Below are 21,454 nucleotides of genomic sequence, written 5' to 3' on the forward strand. Positions count from 1 at the left end.
AATGACTGTTTTATTGGGTATTGGAAGGATTGTCGAGATGAACCGCATAGCAGCACTTTTAGTCATGTTGATTCCTGGTTTTCTGGCTGCCTACGGAATCAAACTGATGCGCGATATGGTTTTTGGAAGATTGCAGCAGCCATTTCCTTATCTGTGGCTCCAATTTTTGGCCGGCTTAATTTTATTTGCAGCAGGGCTCGCATTCGTGGCTGGCTTTATTTTTTATCGGGATCGAAAAAGGAATAGAGTCCAGGACCGATTCAAACAAAAATAGGAAAGAGCCGTTTTCGGCTGCTTTCCTATTTTTTTGCGCTAATATCAGTGATGGATGAAAACATAGCAATTTTTTATAATTGATTATGATGCCTTGTGTTCAAGCCTTAATTTATCAGCGACCATGGCAATGAATTCCGAATTGGTTGGTTTAGCCTTTGTCATGCTGACCGTATAGCCGAACAAGGAAGAAATTGAATCGATATTTCCCCTGCTCCACGCTACCTCAATCGCATGCCTTATTGCGCGCTCAACCCTGCTGGCTGTTGTATTGTATTTCTTCGCGATATCCGGGTAAAGAACTTTCGTAATGGAACCGAGGAGTTCAATATCATTATATACCATGGAAATTGCTTCCCTTAAATACAAGTATCCTTTTATGTGAGCTGGAACCCCGATTTCGTGGATGATAGTAGTAATGCTTGCGTCAAGGTTTCTTGGCTTTTGGTCACTACTGGAACGGTAAGAGGATGATGGGCCTTTCCGGGCCATCGAAGCAGATTTTCCATTCACGGTTCGAATATGGCTGCCAAGCATCTCCATATCGAAAGGTTTTAAAATAAAGTAAGAAGCCCCTAACTCAACGGCTTTTTTCGTCACATCTTCCTGGCCAAACGCCGTCAGCATAATGACGTGCGGAAATGGACCGTTTTTTAATTCCCTCATTCTTTCGAGAACGGCGAGGCCGTCTAAATGAGGCATGATAATATCCAAAATCAACACATCAGGCCTCACCTCTTCAAGCAGTTCAAGGCATTCCTGGCCATTATGGGCGATTCCCGCCACTTCCATATCTTCCTGGGATGATATGTAATCCTCTAACAATCCCACCAGTTCCCTATTATCATCCACGACGCAAACTTTAATTTTCTTCACTCCCGGTTACCTCCTCGGATTCCATAAATAGTCTTAATAAGCATTACCTAATCTCTATTCTAATGGACATATTCGACAATGCAACAGAAAATCCTGCGAACGAGTGAAATTTTCTCAAAAAACCTTCAAAAAAGGGTTTTTTCTTTGTTTTTCTTTCATTTTCGACGCTTTTCGTGTTTCTTTACATATTTGTCGAATTATCTTTATTTAATCCTCTTTTTCCCTCAATATTTGCGAAATAACTCCCGGAAAATGAAAAAAAGTACCACAGCTACTCCCTCTGTGGCACTTCATGCTATCCAGTAATCCATCTTTGTTAACTGGCTTTTGCTTTGGGCTTTTCATATATATCAATTCCTGCTTCAGACAGCATCCATTCAATATGGACGCCATACCCCGACGTTGGATCGTTGACAAAGACATGCGTGACAGCCCCAATGACCTTTCCTGATTGGATAATAGGGCTTCCGCTCATCCCCTGGACAATTCCACCCGTTTTTGCCAATAGCTTCGGATCGGTTACTTTAATAACCATCCCCTTAGTGGCGGGGAACTTCTGCGGGATCGTGCTGACAATTTCAATGTTGAACATTTCCACTTTATCGTTATCCACTACAGTCAGGATCTTTGCCGGCCCCTCCTTTACCTGATGGGAAAGGGCAATCGGCATCGGCTTATCCATTATTCCATTCTCAATATCCTTATGCAGCTTTCCAAATATCCCAAACGGACTATTTCTGTTGATATCGCCAATAATTTCTTTATCGTCAGAAAATCTTGCCAGTTTTTCGCCAGGATTTCCATTGCTCCCCTTTTCAATGGAGGTTACAGTTGACCTGACAATCTGGCCGTCTTCGACGACGATCGGCTTTTTCGTATCCATATCAGAAATAACATGCCCTAGGGCACCATATTTCTTGGATGAAGGGTGATAAAAGGTCATCGTTCCTATACCTGCTGCCGAGTCGCGGATATACAAACCAAGCTTATAGCTGGCAGCTCCTTTCTCCTTAAGCGGCATCAGGCTTGCATTGAACTTTCCTTTTTCTCTTGAAATATTGATTTTAAGCGGCTTTCCGCTTTTTCCGGCCTCCTGGACAAACGGCGCCACATCTGACATCTTTTCTATTTTCCGGCCATTGATTTCCGTTATGATATCCCCCACCTTGATGCCGGATAGCTCCCCAGGCGATTTTTTTCCATCTTCCGTTTCCACCTGGTGATGGCCTACAACCAATACGCCAACGGTATTTAATTTAACTCCAATTGATTGGCCGCCTGGATATACTTTAAACCCCTTTAAAACATTTACATCAACCTTTTTAATTGGAATACCCGCCAAATCAAGGATAACTTCACTCTTTCCGGACTCCTTGGCAGACACGGAGACAAGGTGTTCGGTTTGATTTAGAATAATATTATCCGGACTTGAGGATATTGTTGCCGAAACAGGCGAGGCTTTTCCAAATGAAACCTCCTGGCCTTGAAATACGGTAATTTGTTTTGGAATGTGGAGGTATGCCTGGAATGGCTTCCAGCTTACGAAGGCAATAATTGAAACAAGGAGAATTCCACCGATTATTTTTCTGAGTAAACTTAAATTCAAATTCATCACTCTCCTCGCTTCTAAAGCTTTCTCTTGCAAAATGGCTACAGTTATAATTTTGCCGGGTTCACGGGCATTTATAACCGGACGGCAAATAAAAAAGCTACCCTTATAAGGATAGCTTTTCAAGTACCTTTTGTTTTTGCCGCCAACTGGAGCAATTCCTTCGCATGCTGCTTTGTTAAATCGGTGATTTCTACCCCGGAAATCATCCGGCCGATTTCCGCAACTTTTTGTTCATCCGTGAGCGGGACGAGTGAAGTTTTCGTCCGGCCGCCTTTCGTAACCTTCGAAATGAGCAGGTGTGTATCCGCCATTGCAGCCACTTGGGGAAGATGGGAAATACAGAGCACCTGGGAACCGGAAGCGACTCGGGATATTTTTTCAGCAATTGCCTGAGCGACCCTTCCGCTCACGCCTGTATCGACTTCATCGAAAATGATTGATGTTACTCCTTGATGCTTAGAGAAAATGCTCTTCAAAGCGAGCATAATTCTGGACAGTTCCCCACCAGAAGCCACTTTTGACAACGGCTTCAGGGGCTCGCCAGGATTCGTTGAAATATAAAATTCCACTTTATCAATCCCTGTCCGGGAATAGCCATTCCTATCTTCATTAAACCGGATTTCAAACACTGTTTTGGCCATATACAGGTCCTTCAGTTCCTTAAGGATAAGCTTTGTCAGTTTTTCCGACCATTTTTTCCGGACGCCTGTAAGGGAGGCTGCTTTAACGGCGAGCTCTTTTTTAAGCTTTGCCAATTCCTTTTCCAGTTTGCCGATATGTGTTTCCTTGTTTTGCAGAGCATCAATTTCTTCTTTAATTTTATCCCCATACTCGAGAATTTCCTTGATGGTCTTTCCATATTTCCGTTTCAGCTGATTGATCTCAGTCAGACGTTCTTCAATTTCATTCAGCCTTGCAGGGTCATATTCAAGATTATCGAGGTTGTTTCTCAGTGTTACCGCTGCATCCTCAAGGGCATAATAACTATTCGATATCGTTTCAAATAGTTCCTTATAAGCTGGGTCCAGCGACGCCGCGCTTTCAAGCTGGCTCATTGCTTCGCCTGCCCAGTCAAGAGCGTGTGATTCACCCTTTAAAGCCGTATAACCCGTTTGGATCGATTCAAATATTTTTTCAAAATTGCCCAGTTTTTGCTTTTCTTCGGCGAGTTCTTCATCTTCATCGGGTTTGAGGCCGGCATTAGTTATTTCTTCGAGCTGGAATTGAATCAGGTCCAGCCTGTGGGCCATTTGCTGTTCGTTCTCATTCAGTTTCCGGAGTTTACCCATTGTTTCCTCGTACTTAAAAAATACGGCCTGATAGGATTCTAATGCCGGGGTAATTTCTTGAAGGCCAAATTGATCAAGAAGCGGGAGATGCAATGCCTCATTCATCAATTCCTGATGTTCATGCTGTCCATGAATATCGACAAGAGTGCCGCCAATTTCGCGAAGTACGGAGATGGTCACCAGCTTTCCATTAACCCGGCAAACACTTTTTCCGGTCTGCGAAATGTCACGCCTAAGGATCACCATGGAATCCTCTATATCAATTCCGTATTCAGCGGCCTTTTCTATGCAGGGATGTTTGCTGTCGTCAAGCAGGAACAGCCCCTCGATTTCCGCTTTTTCTTCTCCATGGCGGACAAACTCCCATGAACCCCTGCCTCCCACAAGAAGATGGATGGCATCAATGATGATTGACTTGCCCGCCCCGGTTTCTCCGGTCAAGACAGTCAGGCCCTTTTTAAAAGAAACTGAAAGGGCCTCAATAATGGCAAAATTCTTTATCGACAATTCTGTTAACAAGTAACATTCCCCCGTTTAAAGCATTTCAAGGAATTTGTTTGTTATCGTTTCCGTATCCTCGGGTGCCCTGCAAATAATTAATAGCGTATCATCTCCGCAAATTGTCCCGAGAATTTCTTCCCAGTCAAGGTTATCAATTAACGCTCCGATTGCCATCGCGTTCCCGGGAAGAGTTTTCATGACAAGAAGATGACCGGCGGAATCAATTTTCACAAAAGCATCGATAAGGGCACGTTTAAGCTTTTGCAAAGGATTGAAACGCTGGTCTGCCGGCAGGCTGTATTTATACCTTCCATCGAGAAGCGGAACCTTAAGCAGGTGAAGTTCCTTGATATCCCTTGAAACAGTCGCCTGCGTAACATTATAGCCTTGGTTCTTTAATTCATCGACTAAATCATCCTGTGTTTCGATTTCATTGTTCGCAATTATTTCCCTGATTTTAATATGGCGCTGGCCTTTGTTCATTTATATCACTCCAATAGGCATTCAAAACATTTGCAAGGTTAGCAAATTATGTCGTTTATACACATATGTTAGCCCATTTCATGATTCTTGTACATTGTTTCTTACGGAGAAAAAAGGAAAAAGGATAAGCTATGCTTACCCTTCATCACTTTGTTTCGTTTTTAAGGCTTTGTGTGCTTCTTTGACTACCTCGAAGGGAGGCGTCTTCAGCAGGTTTTCCCCTTCGCCTCCCTCTCCTTCCCACCGAAGATGGAGTAGGAATTCAATATTCCCGTCTCCGCCTGTAATCGGGGAAAAAGAAAGGCCGGTAATTTGAAACTTCAGTTCCAAGGCTAATGCAATCGTTTTTTCCACAACTGCTAAATGGACTTTTTCGTCCCTGACGATTCCTTTTTTACCAACCTGATCCCTGCCTGCTTCAAATTGGGGTTTTACGAGGGCGATGACATCGCTGTGCGGGACCAGTAACCCGGTAAGGACTGGAAGGATCAATGACAGGGAAATAAACGAGACATCGATTGTCGCAAAGTCTGGAAGGCCGTCCTGTAAATCCTCGGGTTTAACATAACGGAAATTGGTCCGTTCCATGACGACAACCCGTTCATCCTGACGTAGTTTCCAGGCAAGCTGGTTGTAACCCACATCAAGGGCGTATGACATTCTGGCGCCGTTTTGAAGTGCACAATCCGTAAAACCCCCAGTAGATGAACCGATATCAAGCATCGTTTTGCCCGAAACATCCACATCGAATACTTTAAGCGCCTTCTCGAGCTTCAGGCCTCCCCTGCTGACATAAGGAATCACATTCCCTTTGACAGTCAAGGGGAGATCGGCGCTTATTTTATCACCTGGTTTATCAAGGCGCTGTTCATTTGTATAAACAAGCCCTGCCATAATGGCCCGCTTGGCTTTTTCGCGTGTTTCCACTAGCCCTCTTTCAACAAGAAGGACATCAAGCCGTTCTTTTCTAACTTTCATGCCTACGCCCTCTGCTGTTTTTTCGCAGCAAGCAGCGAAAGCCGTCTGACGGCATCTTCAACAGTGAAGTCTATCTCTACAAGAAGCCTTTCCACGCTGCCATGCTCGATGAATTTGTCGGGAATGCCCATTCTGTCAATGACATTTTGGAAATACCCGTTATCATGCGCGTACTCTATGACACTGCTGCCGAAACCGCCCTGCAGCACCGCTTCTTCAATTGTCAGAATAGGCATGCCGTCTTCCAGAATTCCGGAAAGCATGTCGCCATCAAGCGGCTTGATGAATCTCGCATTGACGACCTTTACGGATATCCCTCTTGTCTCCAATTCAGCGGCTGCTTCCAATGCCATCGGAATCGTTGTACCGAAGGTTAGAATGGCTGCGTCGCGGCCGTCCTTCAACACTTCCCATGACCCGATCGGTATTTGCTTGAAGGTTTCATCCATTGGAACACCCAGGCCGTTACCGCGAGGGAACCTCATTGCAATTGGTCCGTCATCATATTTTAAAGCTGTATAGACCATATGCTGCCCTTCATTTTCGTCCTTTGGCATCATTAAAACAAGATTTGGAACATGCCTTAGAAAGGCAATATCGAAAACGCCCTGATGGGTTTCCCCGTCTGCGCCGACGAGGCCTGCTCTGTCGATGCCAATAAAAACGTTAAGGTTTTGTCTGCAAATATCATGGACGACCTGGTCATATGCCCTTTGGAGGAAGGTTGAGTAAATAGCCAAAAACGGCTTCATGTTTTGGGTTGCCAGTCCCGCAGCCACTGTTGCTGCATGCTGCTCGGCAATCCCGACATCGAACATCCTGTCCGGAAACTCGGAAGCGAATCCTTCAAGCTTCGAGCCGACAGGCATCGCCGGAGTGATTGCGACAACCCTTTCATCCTCGCGGGCGATTTTGCGTACTGTTTCACTGACAAGGCTGCTCCAGGAAGGAGGAGCGAAAGAAGGCTTTACAAAATCGCCGGTGTCCATTTTATATGGGCCGGTCCCATGCCATGTACCGATTTTATCAGATTCGGCAGGATTGTAGCCTTTCCCCTTCTTTGTAATGACATGGAGGATGACTGGCCCTTCCGTTTTTTTCGCGTATGCGAGATTTTCGAAAAGGTCGTCAAAATTATGCCCATCCACGGGCCCTAAGTAAGTAAAGCCCAATTCTTCAAAAAACATTCCTGATACAAGCATATATTTAAGGCTGTCTTTCACTCTTTCGGCAGTCGCAGCCAGGACGCCGCCGACGGCCGGAATTTTTTTGATAAGCAATTCCAGCTCATCTTTCACTCCGTTGTACTTACCGGATGTCCTCAGCCTTCCAAGGACATTATGAAGCGCACCTACATTTGGGGCAATGGACATTTCATTGTCGTTCAGGATGACAATCATATTTGTTTTCTCATGTCCGATATGATTCAATGCTTCCAGTGCCATGCCTCCGGTAAGGGCTCCGTCACCGATGACAGGCAGGATATAACTATTTTCCTTTTTCAAATCTCTGGCGATTGCCATTCCCATGGCGGCTGAGAGGGAAGTGGAACTGTGGCCTGTCTCCCAAACATCATGCTCGCTTTCTGAGCGTTTTGGAAAACCGCAAAGCCCCTTAAATTGCCTGAGCGTATCAAACTCACAACCCCGACCGGTAAGGATTTTATGGACATACGACTGATGGCCGACATCCCAGATGATTTTATCTTTCGGGCTGTCGAAACACTTGTGCAGCGCTAATGTCAATTCCACGACGCCAAGATTCGGTCCGATATGGCCGCCCGTCACTGATAGCTTTTCAATCAGGAAACTGCGGATTTGCTTGCTTAACTGTTCGAGTTCTGTGTTGGACATCCCTTTTAAAAAGGAGGGATCTTTAATTGATGTTAGATCCAAAGAGGATCACTCGCTTTCATTGCGTAATATGCCAAAAATAAATTTATCTCTATTTATTATAAAGGAATGGACAGATTCCTCAAGGAAATATAATGATTTAGCGTATTATTTCCCTAAAAAGATAAAAAATTTGCCGCTAGCACTATCGTGTTAACGGCAAAATCATCACAGTGTTTAAATAACAATTTGATTATACCATAATCATACCCAGACCAACAAACATGCGCTTAAGAGTTCCTTTTAGCAACCATCTCGGTAATTTCGAGTAAAAGGGATGTATCGAGACCAGTCAATGCCAATTGTTTCTTGGCCTTCGTTATATGATCTTCCAGCGCCTTTTTGGCTCCTTCAAGTGACAGTAGCCTGGGGTAGGTGCTTTTGTGGTTGGCCGTATCGCTCCCGACCCTTTTTCCAAGTGCACCTTCGTCTCCCTCAACATCAAGAATGTCATCTCTGATTTGGAAAGCAAGCCCTAAGTGGTATGCGAACTTTGAAAGGATTTCAAGCCTGGTCTGGTCACCACCAGAAAGGATGGAGCCAGCTAAAACACTGAATTCCAAAAGCCGGCCAGTTTTATTCACATGGACAGATTCGAGCTCAGTTAAGGTTAGTTCCTTTTCTTCCCCTTCCATATCAGCTGCCTGGCCGCCGACCATTCCGCCTGCGCCAGCAGCTTTTGCCAATCCAGTTATAAGTTTTAGCTTTTCCTCTAAACCCGCATATTCGCTTGGGATTGTCCCGATAAGTTCGAAGCTGTAGGTCAGAAGGGCATCACCCGCCAGTATTGCCATTGCCTCTCCGAAAACCTTATGATTCGTCGGTTTTCCCCTCCGCATATCGTCATCATCCATACTTGGAAGGTCATCATGAATCAAGGAATAGGTATGGACCATTTCAATCGCAGCCGCTGCCCTTACCCCTTGAGCCGGGTTTTTGCCGAATGCATCCATTGCCGCAAAGAGGAGCAGTGGCCGGATTCGTTTACCGCCAGCCTCCAAAGAATATGCCATTGCTTCCTTAAGGGAAACGGGCGCATCAAGTTTTTGGACCGATGAACGGAGTTCTTCCTCCAGGAGCTGTCTGTATGCTTTTGTTTTTTCGCTCAAAAGTCCATCAGCCAATCTTTATTCCTCCCCTTCTACGGAAAAGGGTGCTTTCCGGCCATCTTCCGTAATGATCTGGGTTAATTGTTCCTCTACATTTTTCAGCTTATCATGGCAAAGTTTCGATAATTCCATGCCTTCTTTATAAAATCCAATTGCCTCTTCAAGCGGGACATCGCCTTCTTCCAGCCTTTCAACTATTCGCTCCAGTTGATCCATCGCCTGCTCGAATGTCAGTTTTCTTTCTTCTTCCATTTTATGATTCCTCCAGTTTCTCCTCAATTGTACAAAGCAATCCACCATCTGCAAGCCGAATTGTCACCTGATCTCCAACTACTGCTTGTTCTGTGGTTTTAATCAATTGTCCATCTTCAGTATAGGCTAGGCTATAGCCTCGTTCCATTATTTTTAGCGGGCTCAATGCTTCTAGGGATGCTACTGTTTTTCCGAACACCGCTTTTTTTGCCTGGAGGATTTGCGCCATCGCCCTTGCAAGTTCCCGTTTTGTCCGTTCATGTGCTGAAGACGCTTCGCCCAACAACTGGACAGGACTGTTTCTCCTGAGCCTTCTATCAGCCTGTATGAGGCTTTCCCGTTTCAAAACAGCCATTCTGCTTGTCCCGCGGGTCAAGCTTTCCGTCAGCCTGTCAAGCTGCTCAAGCTTCTGCTCATAAAGCCGGCGGGGGTAACGGAAGGCGTATGATCGCTGGATTCTTTCAAGGCGCCCTTTTTGAAAGGAGAATTTCTCCTTCATTGCGCGAATGAGCCTGCCTTGCCGCTGCAGGACCCTTTCCAATAATTCTTCAATATGGGGAACGGCAAGTTCAGCTGCGCCGGTTGGAGTCGGAGCCCGGAGATCCGCAACATAATCGGCTATGGTGAAATCCGTTTCATGCCCGACTGCCGATATGACAGGAATTTCCGATTCAAAGATAGCTCGCGCGACTTGTTCCTCATTAAAAGCCCATAGCTCCTCAATCGATCCGCCGCCACGTCCTACAATCAGGACATCGATATTTCCGTGCCTATTCGCCGACCTGATTGCTTCAGCGATTGATTTGCCAGCGTTATCACCTTGAACGAGGGCTGGAAACACAATCATGTCACCGATTGGATAACGCCTTTTTATTGTTGTTATAATATCCCTGATTGCCGCGCCTGTCGGGGAAGTGACAATCCCTATTGTCCTTGGGAAGCTCGGAAGCACTTTTTTGAAATCACGCCTGAAAAGCCCCTCTGCTTCGAGTTTTTTCTTAAGCTGTTCATAGGCAAGGAATAATTCACCTATTCCGTCAGGCTTCATTTCCTTTATATAAATTTGATATTGTCCGCTGGCCTCATATACCGAAATTTCCCCTCTAACTATGACTTTCATGCCATTTTCAGGGGCGAACTTCATGCCTCTCGCATTGCCAGCGAACATGACAGCAAGGAGCCTGGAACGTTCATCCTTAAGCGTCAGGTAAATATGGCCGCTTGAATGCTGCTTGAGGTTGGATATTTCGCCTTTTAGAAAAACATCCTGAAGATGCGGGTCAGCATCAAATTTTCTTTTTATGTATTTTGTCAGTGCAGTTACTGTTAAATAACGGTTTGTTTCTTTCATGAAAAAACTCCCTGCTTAACGCCTATAAGGTATTTTCGCTTTTGTCGCTCTGATTATCCAAAGGCCGCTATTCCATTAAAAAAGTCTATTAGCCTCAGGTTAGTGATCTTATGACCAGACCATGGAAATAAAACTGCCCTCTTCCATTATAAGTTTAGATTCCCCATCCGTCACGGGCAAGGAATCAACAGCATGGAAAAGGGCTTATTTTACAGAGATTATGTGCTGAGCGGTTTAAATGTTCAGGCTTTGCCAGGGACTAAGTTGCGTTGTCTCGCCGCTTTCAGGGTGTTAAATAAAAGCATCGTAATCGTCATTGGGCCAACCCCGCCTGGAACTGGAGTCAGGTAAGCAGCTTTTTCAGCTACTTCAGGGTGGACATCACCGCACAGTTTTTCATGCTCATCCCTATTAATCCCCACATCAATGACAGCCGCTCCTTCTTTAATATGGCTTGAGCGGATGAAATTAGGCTTCCCGATCGCTGCCACGAGAATATCAGCTTGGGTTGTATGGTATTTCAGATCCTTTGTCCTGGAGTGGCAATATGTAACCGTGGCGTTTTTATTCAGGAAAAGCTGTCCCGCCGGTTTCCCAACAATATTGCTCCTTCCTACAATCACCACATGTTTGCCGGATATCTCAATGCCTGTTTCTTCAAGCATGACCATGACGCCATAAGGTGTGCATGGCAGGAATGAATCCTGTCCCGTCATCATCCTTCCGATGTTCAGCGGATGGAATCCATCGACATCCTTCTCCGGGGAAATGGCCTCAATGACGCTCTTTTCATCAATGTGGTCCGGTAGCGGAAGCTGCACAAGAATTCCATGAACATCTTCCCGATTATTGAGTTCTTCGATTTTTTGTAATAACTCTTTTTGGCTTGCATCTTCCGGCAGCGTGATTAACACCGATTCCATGCCAACGTCCGCGCAGGCCTTTTGTTTGTTGTTCACATACGTTTTCGATGCATGGTTATTCCCGACAAGAACGACCGCAAGTCCGGGGATAATGTTTTCTTCCTTTAATACCCGTACTTCTTCGGCGATTTCCTGCCTCTTCTTTTTCGCAATTTCTTTCCCGCTGATTACTTTTGCTCCCATCCTGATTCCTCCTTAGTCCCGGAGAAGACCATCATGCTCAAAAGTCAACCTAATTGCTGTTTTACCTTTGAAAGGACACCATTAATAAATTTGCTTGATTGGTCGTCTCCATAAAGCTTGGCTATTTCAATAGCTTCATCCAAAACAACATTGGCAGGCACTTCATCAGAGCAGTATTTCAATTCATACGCACCTAGTCTTAACAGGTTCCTGTCTACGGCGGCCAGCCTTTCCATTGACCACTTTTCCAGGTTCCTGCTGATTAGACTATCAAGATCCCGCTTATTTTCCACTGCGCCATTCACAAGCTTGGCCAAATATGGATCAGGGGATTCCCCTTCAAGCACATGTTCAATCGCAGAAGCGGGTTCGGCGTCGCTTACATCAATCTGGAAAAGCGCCTGAAGTGCCTTTTCTCTTGCTGTCCTTCTTTTCATTATACAATTAGCTCCTTTTGAATAAATAAATAATTTGGACTTTTTTCGCACATTTATTGTGTTTGAAACAACAGGATCCCCAAGAAAATAATAGCATAAAGCTTCCCTCTTGCGCAGGGTGAAAACAGAAAGGAACCGGAAGCAGGCTTGCCTCCAGTTCCCCCAAGTCTTTATCTAGTCTGTGTTTTAGCTTAAATTTCCTGATCGACTTCCGGCTGTTCCTGTTTTTGGCTTTCGAATTGAATGCCAACAATATGGATGTTGACCTCTTCAGCTTCAAGCGCGGTCATATTAAGCAGGGCTTGTCGAATGTTATCCTGGACTTTTTGTGCCACAGATGGAATTGAAACCCCAAACTTCATCATGCAGAAGACATCAACCTTGATTCCGGAATCAGTAAGTTCGACTTTTATGCCTTTTCCATGGTTTTTCTTGCCTAGTTTTTCAACAACACCCGTCGCGAAATTGCCTCTCATTGAAGCTACTCCCTCGACTTCAGAAGCCGCGATGCCAGCTATCACCTCAATGACCTCGGGTGCGATTTCCACTTTCCCTTGTCCGCTCAACCCTTCGTTCATTTCCAAAATACCATTTTCGTACATACCGTACACCTCCAGGTATATCTAGGATTTCATAACATCATACAGTTCAAGGAACTTGGTATTGAATTCCCCATCCACAAATTTTTCATGCTCCAACAACCTGATATGGAAAGGAATTGTCGTATGGATTCCCTCAACGACAAACTCAGAAAGCGCCCTTTTCATTCGCGCAATCGCCTCGTCCCTTGTACTTCCATACGTGATAACCTTCGCTATCATTGAATCATAATAAGGTGGAATTGTATAGCCCGGATATGCGGCTGAATCAACCCTGACCCCTATTCCTCCGGGAGGAAGGTACATTTTGATCCTTCCCGCTGAAGGCATAAAATTCTTTTCAGGGTTCTCGGCATTGATCCGGCATTCGATTGACCATCCATTAAAAGTGACACTTTCCTGGTCAAGGCCAAGTTTTTCTCCAGAAGCAACCTTTATTTGCTCCTTAATGAGATCCACTCCGGTAACCATTTCTGTAACTGGGTGCTCAACCTGTATCCTTGTATTCATTTCCATGAAGTAAAACTTCCTGTTGCGGTAGTCATATATAAATTCTACCGTACCAGCGCCTGTATAATCAACCGCTTTCGCCGCTTTTACTGCAGCATTTCCCATTTCCTCCCTCATCTCGGAATCAAGTGCGGGGGATGGCGTTTCTTCAAGCAATTTTTGGAGCCGGCGCTGAATGGAGCAATCCCGCTCCCCTAAATGGATTGTATTGCCGTATGAGTCGGCGAGGACCTGAATTTCAACATGGCGGAAATCCTCAATGAACTTTTCAAGGTATACCCCGGGATTACCGAAGGCCGTGGCTGCCTCCTGCTGGGTGATGTTGATTCCCTTCACCAATTCCTGTTCGTCCCTTGCAATCCGGATTCCTTTCCCGCCTCCGCCGGCGGTCGCCTTTATAATGACAGGATAGTGGATTTCGTTTGCAAGTGCGATTGCGTCTTCAATATCCTTTATGATTCCACGGGAACCTGGAACGATAGGCACTCCTGCTTCCCTCATCGTTTCCCTTGCAATGTCCTTTGTGCCCATTTTTGTAATAGCTTCGGGACTCGGCCCTACAAAAATAATATTTACCTCGCGACAAAGCTCGGCAAACGCCGCATTCTCCGCTAAAAACCCGTAACCTGGATGGATTGCGTCACACCCTGTAAGCTTGGCGACACTGATGATATTGGTGAAGTTCAAATAACTATCTTTTGATGATGTTGGACCAATGCAATATGCTTCATCCGCAAGTTGTACATGGAGGGATTCCCGGTCCGCTTCCGAATAAACGGCAACCGATTCAATTCCTAGGTCCCGGCAAGCGCGGATGACCCTGACGGCAATTTCCCCCCTGTTGGCTATCAATAGTTTTTTAATCATTTTTTAACGCTCCCCGGCTGCTTTTACTAGAAATAACGGCTGGCCATATTCAACCAGCTGGCCGTCCTTCACGAGAATCTCTACAATCTCGCCGCTAACTTCAGCTTCAATTTCGTTGAAGAGCTTCATCGCTTCTACAATGCAGACAACCGTATCCTGGCTAATTTTAGAGCCCGGCTTCACGTATGCATCAGCATCAGGAGATGGTGATGCATAGAACGTACCAACCATTGGAGAGACAATTTTGTGAAGGCCTTCCTGCTCATTGCCCGCTGGAGCCGCTTCAGGCTGCTTTGCAGGTTCTGCGACAGGGGCTTGCACAGCCGCAGGTGCTTGTTGGGCAACAGCTGCCGGCTGGGCCGCCGGCAAAGCCTGGACTACCTGGAGCGGCTGCTGGGTAACAACGGCCCCCTGGTCCTTGGCGTGTTTTTTCATCTTGATTTTAGAGCCTTCACTTTCATATACAAATTCATCAATGCTTGATTGGTCTATTAGTTTAATTATTTCTCGAATTTCCTGTACTTTTAACACAATTGCAGCACTCCTTCAGATTTATGACTAGATAATAATACTATACGATAACACCTTGTACAAATTCAATAATGAATCAAGACAGCTGTATCTCCCTTATTTTACAGTTATTTTTGCAAAAAATAAAACCGGACCCATTGATTGGTCCGGCAGAAAGGTTATTTCGCTGGCTGAAATTCAACAGCTGTTATTTTCATTGATCCGATTTCGCTTCTGACAAGCTGGATAATTTCATTTGCTGCTTTAGGGGAATGTTTCTCCTTTGATTTCACTGTAACCCTTACTTGATCCCCATCGGCCCTGACAAGTGCGTCCTCGTAGCCCATCGTCTGCTTTAGCAATGCTTCCAGCACCTCTTCTTTTTTACCAATTTCAGTCAACTCAGCAATTTTATCAAACGCTTCACTCCGTTTTGCTTCGGAAAGATCGGTGGAGGCTGCCTGGATTTCATAGTCTTCTATCTGTTGATTGCGCGCATCAGTGATTTTGAGGCGCAGAGACTCGAATCCTTCCTTGCTGGACGTTTCTGTGACAACCGTTTTTCCATCTTTAGAAGTGACTGTGCCACTTTCCTTGGCATCCGCCTTATCTTTCGCTTTTTCTGAAGTAGAGGCAAAGTCATTCTTTTGGGATTGAGGTTCGGACGTAATGTAATAGACAGACAAGACAATAACAAGGCTCAGCATCGTCAACAGCCAGACAGTTTGTTTTTTTAACAGCATTCTTAGGAATCCCCCTTCGTTTTTTTAGCCATTACAGCAACCCGGTGGCTCGGTACCCCTAGTGACCGGGTAACTGCTTCGATAATCCACTTTTTCACTTCTATATTATCCGCTCCGCGGGCAACGACTAGGACTCCGCGAATTTCGGGTTTTTTTGTTTCAATGACAATCGGCTCTTCTTTTTCACCACTACGGATAATGACGAGCTGTTCATCAACGGAGGCATCTTCTACGTTTCTTGTTCCCCCTTCGGGATCCTTTTCCACTGTTGTCTGCCTTTTTGTCACTCTGTTTTTCTCCAATACCTTTGACTCTGTAGATTCGACGTTAACTACTACTGTAACGTCATCTACCCCCAGCATGTCTTCAAGGGCTTCCTTCAATTGATTCTCATATGTTCGCTCGTAATTTTCCACAGTTGCTTTCTTCGCAGATTTTTTTTGCCCGAATACAGGAACCTCTTCCCCACCTCCCTCAAGCTGTGCAGCTGTGGGTACCACCTCCCCCTTTTTTTCTGGCAAAAAGATATTCCCGACAAGCATAAAAACCGCGCCGATACATAGGACCAGCGCCATATACTGGTATCTGTGCTTTTTTTTCTCGGGCTCTCCTCCGGAGAATGTGCTTCTCAACCATTCCAACACGCCAATTTTTCCTTTCACAACTTTCATTCATCTCCCTTCAATGGCAACCTCTATCGCCCCCGCGTCTACACTCCACTTTTCTGCTAAAAAATCTGCTGCCGTTTCTTCCATTTCCGAACGGGTCTTAGTCCGTCCCGGCGCGGAAGCATCGATATTCACTGTTTCGACAAGTTGGATTTTACCGCTGTTTTTATCAGGCCTTTTTAAAAGGACAGCCACTTTTTTAATCTGGTCAGGGAGATTCTGCCCTTCCGCCAATTCCGCATCTATTGATATGTGATCGATTTGAAGCCCGATCCTATCCATCAACTCCTCTTCCGCATCCTCTTTTAATTGGACAGCCATTTGTTCTAAAATATATGCTTGTTGTGAGGCTTGTATTTCTTTTTTCTTTATTTCTATTAAACTTTTGCTATTTTCAGCATTTTCTTTACGCTCAAGCGCAGGGATTGAGGCCATCGCTTCGTTGAAATCACTTGATATGAGTTTTAGGATGGGGCCGAGGATGATGGCGATCAACAAAAGTCCGGTAACGATTTTTGTGTATTTTTGCATAGCGGAATTAGGCAGGAGCATATCAATGACTGTTGCGAGTAGAATGAACAAAATTATATTAGTTACCCACTCTATTAAAAATTCCATTGCCCTTTCCTCCTACCTCATCATCATCGTGATATTGCCTGCCGCAACGATGACCGTAATGCAAAGAAAAAACATCAGCGAAACAATCCCCAGGGAGGCAAAAACATAAATAATGCTTTTGCCGATGGTATCCAGACAGGCGATTATCGGCCCCCCTCCAAGCGGCTGGAGAATGGCAGCGGCAAATTTGTAAATAAAGGCGATCATCAGGATTTTTATCGCAGGAAATGCTGCAATCACCAAGAGAATCGCTACCCCGGCGATGCCAACGGTGTTTTTAAGCAAAACCGAGGCGCTGATGACCGTATCCGCCGCATCTGTAAACGCCCGCCCGATGACAGGTACAAAGTTTCCTGTTATAAATTTCGCGGTCCGGATTGCGACTCCGTCTGAAACCGCTGACGAAGCCCCCTGTACCGACAGCACCCCAAGGAAGACTGTCAGAAATATTCCCAGAAGCCCAATGCTCCAATTGCGGAGCATGCCTGCCAGCTGGCTCACCTTATAATGTTCGGACATGGTACTGACGATGCTGAGCAATGTTGACAGAAATAAAAGTGGAAGGACGACATGTTCAATCAGCAACCCGCTCGTATTCATTAAAAAGAGGACAACCGGGTGAAAAAAGGCGGCCGAAACGACTCCACCTGACGCTGCAATCAAACCAAGCAGCAGGGGAACGAGTGCCAGGATAAAGGCCATCATCGTCTGGATCGTTTCATTGGTAAATTGGATGACGATATGGAAACTATTCAGCGCCAGGATGACAAGCACCATAAACACTATGGAATAGGCAACTTTGCTAATTGTGCTTTTTTCAAATGCGTTTTGCAGTGACTGGAGAAACATGCTGAAAACCGTTAGGAGAATCAGGGAACCGAGTAGCTTTCCATTCGTAATAAATTCATGGAATGCGAAGGCCAGCAACCCTTTCCCCCATTCCTTCAGCGAGAACTGTTTGTCCCCTTTCAGGAAATCATAAAGACTGCCCTTCTGGCTTTCAGGCAAAAATCCGCCGTATTCGGTCTTTATGTCTTCCCAAAAACCCATCAATTCGGAAAGGTCCATCGTTTTCAGCTGGGCTTCGACAATTTCTTTTGCAGGCTGGGGCGTAGTTTCCGGAGAAGCCATGGCACCCGGCAGAAAGGCAAAAAAGAACAGGAAAACGGCAATAAAGAATGGGCGTGTAAATTGGTTCATATTTTTCACCTCGGCTAAAGGGGGTGCATTTAGGCTAACTTGGAATAAGCTTTATGATTGTTTCTATTAGCACGGTAAGAATCGGGATGGCCATCGTCAGGATGAGGATTTTCGCTCCGAGTTCTATCTTGGAGGCGATCGCTCCCTGGCCGGCATCCTTTGTCACCTGGGAGGCAAATTCAGCAATATAGGCAATCCCGATAATTTTCAGGATCGTCTCGACGTAAACTAGGTTTACTTTTGCGTTTGAGGCAATCCGTTCAATCATCGAGATGATTTCATAAATTTTATCCAACAGGAATAGAAAGATGACGCAGCCAGTGAATAAAACGAGCAGAAAAGCGAAATTAGGTTTTTGTTCCTTTATGATCATTGCGAGGAAGGTGGCGGTCAGCGAGATTCCAACAATTTTTAATATCTCAATCGGAATGCCCTCCCCTCTACTGGAACAAGAAGACTGATTTGATTTTTTGAAAAAGGCCATCCACAATCGCGGCAACCTGAAACAGAATATAAATAAATCCGAATAAGGTAACCCATTGGGCGTATTCTTTTTTGCCGACCTGGTCAAGCACCGTATGCAAAAATGCAACGACAATGCCGACACCTGCGATTTTGAAAATGACATCCACTTCCAGACCCATCCTAATCCCCCCTATATCAGTACGATGATGACCAGCAGGCCTGAAAGGAAGCCAAGGCTTTTGAACATTTTTTCATATTTCGACTGCCTCTCTCGCGCTTCGGCCTCTTCTCTTTCAAGATGGCTTAATGTGAGCTGGATTTGTTTTTGCTGAGATAAACGGTCATGCCTGCCGAGAGTCTCCCCGAACTGGCGCATAATCTCCAGTTCCTCCTTTTTCAGCGCAGTCAGCTTCCATATTTCTTCGAGGCTTTCATCCCAGGCATCCTTCACGGTTGTTTCCGTCATCGCCAGCCTCTCTCCAAACTTTTCGAATAATCCGCACAATGGGCCAGGAAGCTGCGCGGCAAGCCTCCTGGACGCTTCATGCAAAGGGGTATGCCCAAACATGATTTCCGCCTCAAGTGATTGAAGGGCAGCTTTCAGCTGGCGAAGCTGTTTAGGGCGTTCAGACAAATTCCTGGAAAGTTCAAAGCCCGTCCAAGTTGTCGCCGCTAGGATAAAAAGAGCGCCTGCCAATTTCATCATTTTAGTTCACCTTCACTTTTCGGCTAACCGGCATTCCGTCCCGATCCAGAATTCCGTTGATTGTTCCCGGCCCTTTCGACCGGCCCAATACAATATAGCGTTCAAATATACGGCTATTGATGATTTCCTGCAACGTCGGCCTGTTCCTTACTTCCTCAAAGGAGCCTCCGTGAACGGTGGTGATAATTTTTATTCCTGCATGGACGGCTTCCATAATGGCGGCCGAATCCTCTTTTCTGCCAATTTCATCCGCAATGATGACGTCGGGGCTCATGGATCGTATAAGCATCATAATCCCTTCCGCTTTCGGGCAAGCATCAAGCACATCCATCCTTGGTCCGAAGGTCAATTGCGGCACACCATTGACGCAACCGGCAATTTCGGACCGTTCGTCCACAATTCCGGCTTTTTTTGCTCCTATACGGCTATCGCTATCCCCGCTTGAAACAATTCTTGCAATGTCTCTTAAGAGTGTTGTCTTGCCAGTCTGCGGCGGACCGATAATAAGGGTATGAAGCCAGTTTTTTTGATGGAGAAAAGGAACCAGGGAGAGGGCGCTCCCGATTTTTTCCCTCGCAACCCGGATATTGAAGGATGAAACGTCCCTGATCGCCTTGACCTGTCCCGCTTCCAGAATGACCTTGCCAGCGAGACCGACCCTGTGTCCGCCAGCGATAGTAATATAACCCCTCATCAATTCCTCATCCATTGCATAAATGGAGTGTTGGCTTATTTTTTGCAGCAAAAGGACAGCATCATCAGGTTTGGAAAAGTAAGATAGGAAAATCGGGGCCCCACGAGCTGTCACTTCAATCGGCCTATTTATTCGAATCCTTATTTCCTCTACATAATCTCTTGATTCGGAAGGAATGCCTTCCAGGGCTTTTGATATTGTTTTAGGCAAAAAGGAGAAGATATTTTCCATTGGCAGCCCCCTATTCAATGCTTGCACCATTGTTAAAATGTATGCCTGTACAGGCCTAATATGACTGTTTCCCGCCAATCGGTTAGAATGGCTGTGAACCGGGTATTTTTTATTTCAGGGAAAAGTACAATTTATCAACAGCAACTAATTTAAGGAAAGGATGAATGTGATGGCAATCGGGAGGGATGGCGCGCAGGAAGCAAATATCATCATCGTAAAAGGAGAAGGAACCGTTTCAGCGGAACCGGATACCGCCAAGGTCACTGTTGGGGTGACGACCGAACAAAAGGATTTGGTGGAAGCCCAGCAGCAAAATGCCCGTGATGCGGCAAACCTTGTCAAGGCATTGCTGGGATCCGGGATACCCCCAGAGAATATTCGGACATCAGACTATCGGATTGAATCCGTCTATGACTATAAGGAAGGCGCCCAGCTGTTTCGCGGCTATAAAATAACTCATTTATTTCAAGTTAAAACATCAGACCTTGGGAAGGTTGGCGCGCTTGTCGACAACGCCGTCCAAAATGGAGCAAACTATGTTTCCGATATCCAATTCACGAACAGCCGAAAGGACGACTTGTACAATGAAGCTCTTGAACTGGCCGTAAAAAACGCCGCCCAAAAAGCCGTAACGATCAGCCAAGCAATAGGTGCGAACCTAAATCCCGTGCCATTAACAGTCACAGAAGGATTCCAACAGCCCATTCCCTATTCCGAATACCACACTCCAATGGTAAAAGGAATCTCAACCACAACGCCTATTCAGCCCGGCCAGCTGCTCATTGAAGCCGACATTACCGTAAAGTACCGATTTGAAGCAGCGGACGGATCAGTGGCCAACGATCAGGATTAAGTTAAAAACAAAAGGATTAAGCCCCGGGGAGCTTAATCCTTTTTAATTATATTTACTGACAAGGTTATATAGTTCCATTTTTGTCACTGGTCCCTGGATATACTCGCGGATGACCCCCTGCTTGTCAATGACGAATGTTTCTGGCTGCCCAAGCACACCATATCTTTTGGATACATTCATCTTAAAGTCGAATAAATAAGTTGAAGATCCCGCATCGTACTTCTCAATAAACCTTTTTACACGGTCTTTGGGGTCTCCTCGATCAATGATAAGAAGTTTATATTGGTCTCCATATTCTTTCGAGAAAGCTTCAAGATCAGGTGCCTCTTCGATACATGGGCCACACCAAGCGGTAAAATAGTTTAATATGACAACCTGCCCTTTATAATCAGAGAATTTGACCATGTCCCCGTCAAGATTTTCCAATTCAAAATCAGGAGCTTGATCGCCTTGTCTTGGAACCTCCGGCTTGTTAGCCATGCTGAAAGAAAAATACCCGAACATTCCAACCACCAATAATAGGACTGTGAGCTTAATGATCTTTTTACTCATGGATGAGGCGGCAGGTTGTTCTATTTCTTGGGATTCTTCTATCGTTTCCAACATATCTTCCTGCTTCATGGCTTTTTCC

25 protein-coding genes are annotated in these 21,454 nt (G+C 45.4%); 2 read left to right on the forward strand and 23 right to left on the reverse strand.

Annotated features, from left to right (window positions below):
- The first annotated feature begins 37 nt into the window (after positions 1-37).
- Positions 38-274: a DUF2627 domain-containing protein gene (locus tag BN1002_RS12725; RefSeq protein WP_048827929.1), complete on the forward strand. Its 237-nt coding sequence runs from the start codon at positions 38-40 to the stop codon at positions 272-274.
- Between the two features lie 83 nt (positions 275-357).
- On the opposite strand, the gene spo0A is transcribed toward BN1002_RS12725, so the two are convergent.
- The 22 genes from spo0A to spoIIIAA all read right to left on the reverse strand — a co-directional run bounded on the left by spo0A (position 358) and on the right by spoIIIAA (position 19,970).
- On the reverse strand, positions 358-1,149 hold the full coding sequence (gene spo0A / locus BN1002_RS12730) for a sporulation transcription factor Spo0A (RefSeq protein WP_048825403.1): 792 nt from the start codon (positions 1,147-1,149) through the stop codon (positions 358-360).
- Positions 1,150-1,465: 316 nt separating this feature from the next.
- A complete protein-coding gene (spoIVB, locus tag BN1002_RS12735; protein ID WP_082036378.1) occupies positions 1,466-2,761 on the reverse strand; it encodes a SpoIVB peptidase in 1,296 nt (431 codons plus the stop codon).
- 119 nt (positions 2,762-2,880) lie between these two features.
- The gene (gene recN, locus BN1002_RS12740) at positions 2,881-4,569 is read right to left on the reverse strand and encodes a DNA repair protein RecN (protein ID WP_048825405.1); all 1,689 of its coding nucleotides are present in this window, start codon (positions 4,567-4,569) and stop codon (positions 2,881-2,883) included.
- 15 nt (positions 4,570-4,584) lie between these two features.
- A complete protein-coding gene (gene ahrC, locus BN1002_RS12745) occupies positions 4,585-5,034 on the reverse strand; it encodes a transcriptional regulator AhrC/ArgR (protein WP_048825406.1) in 450 nt (149 codons plus the stop codon).
- A 135-nt stretch (positions 5,035-5,169) separates the two neighbouring features.
- Positions 5,170-6,012, reverse strand: coding sequence for a TlyA family RNA methyltransferase (locus tag BN1002_RS12750; RefSeq protein WP_048825408.1), 843 nt, complete (start codon positions 6,010-6,012; stop codon positions 5,170-5,172).
- Positions 6,013-6,014: 2 nt separating this feature from the next.
- Positions 6,015-7,907 (reverse strand): 1-deoxy-D-xylulose-5-phosphate synthase, encoded by a 1,893-nt coding sequence (gene dxs / locus BN1002_RS12755; protein ID WP_048825410.1) that lies wholly within the window; start codon positions 7,905-7,907, stop codon positions 6,015-6,017.
- A gap of 227 nt (positions 7,908-8,134) precedes the next feature.
- Positions 8,135-9,028, reverse strand: coding sequence for a polyprenyl synthetase family protein (locus BN1002_RS12760; protein ID WP_048825412.1), 894 nt, complete (start codon positions 9,026-9,028; stop codon positions 8,135-8,137).
- Between the two features lie 3 nt (positions 9,029-9,031).
- A complete protein-coding gene (locus BN1002_RS12765) occupies positions 9,032-9,265 on the reverse strand; it encodes an exodeoxyribonuclease VII small subunit (protein WP_048825413.1) in 234 nt (77 codons plus the stop codon).
- Between the two features lies 1 nt (position 9,266).
- On the reverse strand, positions 9,267-10,616 hold the full coding sequence (gene xseA, locus BN1002_RS12770; RefSeq protein WP_048825415.1) for an exodeoxyribonuclease VII large subunit: 1,350 nt from the start codon (positions 10,614-10,616) through the stop codon (positions 9,267-9,269).
- A gap of 242 nt (positions 10,617-10,858) precedes the next feature.
- Positions 10,859-11,722, reverse strand: a complete 864-nt coding sequence (gene folD / locus BN1002_RS12775) for a bifunctional methylenetetrahydrofolate dehydrogenase/methenyltetrahydrofolate cyclohydrolase FolD (RefSeq protein ID WP_048825417.1) — start codon at positions 11,720-11,722, stop codon at positions 10,859-10,861.
- A 44-nt stretch (positions 11,723-11,766) separates the two neighbouring features.
- Positions 11,767-12,159, reverse strand: a complete 393-nt coding sequence (gene nusB, locus BN1002_RS12780) for a transcription antitermination factor NusB (protein ID WP_048825419.1) — start codon at positions 12,157-12,159, stop codon at positions 11,767-11,769.
- A gap of 191 nt (positions 12,160-12,350) precedes the next feature.
- Positions 12,351-12,761, reverse strand: a complete 411-nt coding sequence (locus tag BN1002_RS12785; RefSeq protein ID WP_048825421.1) for an Asp23/Gls24 family envelope stress response protein — start codon at positions 12,759-12,761, stop codon at positions 12,351-12,353.
- A gap of 21 nt (positions 12,762-12,782) precedes the next feature.
- Positions 12,783-14,135: an acetyl-CoA carboxylase biotin carboxylase subunit gene (accC, locus tag BN1002_RS12790; protein ID WP_048825423.1), complete on the reverse strand. Its 1,353-nt coding sequence runs from the start codon at positions 14,133-14,135 to the stop codon at positions 12,783-12,785.
- A 3-nt stretch (positions 14,136-14,138) separates the two neighbouring features.
- Positions 14,139-14,666 (reverse strand): acetyl-CoA carboxylase biotin carboxyl carrier protein, encoded by a 528-nt coding sequence (gene accB, locus BN1002_RS12795; protein ID WP_048825425.1) that lies wholly within the window; start codon positions 14,664-14,666, stop codon positions 14,139-14,141.
- A 158-nt stretch (positions 14,667-14,824) separates the two neighbouring features.
- Positions 14,825-15,388, reverse strand: coding sequence for a SpoIIIAH-like family protein (locus BN1002_RS12800; RefSeq protein ID WP_048825426.1), 564 nt, complete (start codon positions 15,386-15,388; stop codon positions 14,825-14,827).
- A 2-nt stretch (positions 15,389-15,390) separates the two neighbouring features.
- Positions 15,391-16,050: a stage III sporulation protein AG gene (spoIIIAG, locus tag BN1002_RS12805; RefSeq protein ID WP_442853418.1), complete on the reverse strand. Its 660-nt coding sequence runs from the start codon at positions 16,048-16,050 to the stop codon at positions 15,391-15,393.
- A gap of 9 nt (positions 16,051-16,059) precedes the next feature.
- The gene (gene spoIIIAF, locus BN1002_RS12810; RefSeq protein ID WP_048825429.1) at positions 16,060-16,674 is read right to left on the reverse strand and encodes a stage III sporulation protein AF; all 615 of its coding nucleotides are present in this window, start codon (positions 16,672-16,674) and stop codon (positions 16,060-16,062) included.
- 12 nt (positions 16,675-16,686) lie between these two features.
- Positions 16,687-17,874 carry a stage III sporulation protein AE gene (gene spoIIIAE / locus BN1002_RS12815; RefSeq protein WP_048825431.1) on the reverse strand — a complete coding sequence of 396 codons (1,188 nt, stop codon included), beginning with the start codon at positions 17,872-17,874 and terminating at the stop codon, positions 16,687-16,689.
- Positions 17,875-17,908: 34 nt separating this feature from the next.
- Complete coding sequence (spoIIIAD, locus tag BN1002_RS12820; protein ID WP_082036228.1) at positions 17,909-18,358, reverse strand: stage III sporulation protein AD; 450 nt, start codon at positions 18,356-18,358, stop codon at positions 17,909-17,911.
- Positions 18,315-18,518: a stage III sporulation protein AC gene (spoIIIAC, locus tag BN1002_RS12825; protein WP_048825433.1), complete on the reverse strand. Its 204-nt coding sequence runs from the start codon at positions 18,516-18,518 to the stop codon at positions 18,315-18,317. The genes spoIIIAD and spoIIIAC overlap by 44 nt, the downstream gene beginning before the upstream one ends.
- 11 nt (positions 18,519-18,529) lie before the next feature.
- Complete coding sequence (gene spoIIIAB / locus BN1002_RS12830) at positions 18,530-19,045, reverse strand: stage III sporulation protein SpoIIIAB (RefSeq protein WP_048825435.1); 516 nt, start codon at positions 19,043-19,045, stop codon at positions 18,530-18,532.
- A gap of 1 nt (position 19,046) precedes the next feature.
- Positions 19,047-19,970 carry a stage III sporulation protein AA gene (gene spoIIIAA / locus BN1002_RS12835; RefSeq protein WP_048825437.1) on the reverse strand — a complete coding sequence of 308 codons (924 nt, stop codon included), beginning with the start codon at positions 19,968-19,970 and terminating at the stop codon, positions 19,047-19,049.
- A 169-nt stretch (positions 19,971-20,139) separates the two neighbouring features.
- Here spoIIIAA and BN1002_RS12840 point away from each other — a divergent pair, with 169 nt between their 5' ends.
- A complete protein-coding gene (locus BN1002_RS12840; protein ID WP_048825439.1) occupies positions 20,140-20,823 on the forward strand; it encodes an SIMPL domain-containing protein in 684 nt (227 codons plus the stop codon).
- Positions 20,824-20,865: 42 nt separating this feature from the next.
- Here the strand turns inward: BN1002_RS12840 and BN1002_RS12845 are convergent, their stop codons facing one another.
- Positions 20,866-21,444, reverse strand: a complete 579-nt coding sequence (locus BN1002_RS12845) for a TlpA family protein disulfide reductase (RefSeq protein ID WP_231575030.1) — start codon at positions 21,442-21,444, stop codon at positions 20,866-20,868.
- Positions 21,445-21,454 lie beyond the last annotated feature (10 nt).

Origin of the sequence: Bacillus sp. B-jedd, from assembly GCF_000821085.1 — a bacterium.
GTDB lineage: Bacteria > Bacillota > Bacilli > Bacillales > Cytobacillaceae > Bacillus_D.

What these genes read in the sequence shown, in the direction of transcription:
- BN1002_RS12845 (WP_231575030.1), bottom strand. Translation starts at nt 21,444, where the DNA reads ATGAAGCAGGAAGATATGTTGGAAACGATAGAAGAATCCCAAGAAATA.
- accC (WP_048825423.1), bottom strand. Translation starts at nt 14,135, where the DNA reads ATGATTAAAAAACTATTGATAGCCAACAGGGGGGAAATTGCCGTCAGG.
- BN1002_RS12785 (WP_048825421.1), bottom strand. Translation starts at nt 12,761, where the DNA reads ATGTACGAAAATGGTATTTTGGAAATGAACGAAGGGTTGAGCGGACAA.
- BN1002_RS12800 (WP_048825426.1), bottom strand. Translation starts at nt 15,388, where the DNA reads ATGCTGTTAAAAAAACAAACTGTCTGGCTGTTGACGATGCTGAGCCTT.
- spoIIIAC (WP_048825433.1), bottom strand. Translation starts at nt 18,518, where the DNA reads ATGGGTCTGGAAGTGGATGTCATTTTCAAAATCGCAGGTGTCGGCATT.
- nusB (WP_048825419.1), bottom strand. Translation starts at nt 12,159, where the DNA reads ATGAAAAGAAGGACAGCAAGAGAAAAGGCACTTCAGGCGCTTTTCCAG.
- ahrC (WP_048825406.1), bottom strand. Translation starts at nt 5,034, where the DNA reads ATGAACAAAGGCCAGCGCCATATTAAAATCAGGGAAATAATTGCGAAC.
- xseA (WP_048825415.1), bottom strand. Translation starts at nt 10,616, where the DNA reads ATGAAAGAAACAAACCGTTATTTAACAGTAACTGCACTGACAAAATAC.
- spoIIIAE (WP_048825431.1), bottom strand. Translation starts at nt 17,874, where the DNA reads ATGAACCAATTTACACGCCCATTCTTTATTGCCGTTTTCCTGTTCTTT.
- spoIIIAB (WP_048825435.1), bottom strand. Translation starts at nt 19,045, where the DNA reads ATGATGAAATTGGCAGGCGCTCTTTTTATCCTAGCGGCGACAACTTGG.
- BN1002_RS12765 (WP_048825413.1), bottom strand. Translation starts at nt 9,265, where the DNA reads ATGGAAGAAGAAAGAAAACTGACATTCGAGCAGGCGATGGATCAACTG.
- spoIIIAA (WP_048825437.1), bottom strand. Translation starts at nt 19,970, where the DNA reads ATGGAAAATATCTTCTCCTTTTTGCCTAAAACAATATCAAAAGCCCTG.
- BN1002_RS12750 (WP_048825408.1), bottom strand. Translation starts at nt 6,012, where the DNA reads ATGAAAGTTAGAAAAGAACGGCTTGATGTCCTTCTTGTTGAAAGAGGG.
- spoIVB (WP_082036378.1), bottom strand. Translation starts at nt 2,761, where the DNA reads ATGAATTTGAATTTAAGTTTACTCAGAAAAATAATCGGTGGAATTCTC.
- spoIIIAD (WP_082036228.1), bottom strand. Translation starts at nt 18,358, where the DNA reads ATGGCCTTTTTCAAAAAATCAAATCAGTCTTCTTGTTCCAGTAGAGGG.
- spoIIIAF (WP_048825429.1), bottom strand. Translation starts at nt 16,674, where the DNA reads ATGGAATTTTTAATAGAGTGGGTAACTAATATAATTTTGTTCATTCTA.
- folD (WP_048825417.1), bottom strand. Translation starts at nt 11,722, where the DNA reads ATGGGAGCAAAAGTAATCAGCGGGAAAGAAATTGCGAAAAAGAAGAGG.
- BN1002_RS12725 (WP_048827929.1), top strand. Translation starts at nt 38, where the DNA reads ATGAACCGCATAGCAGCACTTTTAGTCATGTTGATTCCTGGTTTTCTG.
- BN1002_RS12840 (WP_048825439.1), top strand. Translation starts at nt 20,140, where the DNA reads ATGGCAATCGGGAGGGATGGCGCGCAGGAAGCAAATATCATCATCGTA.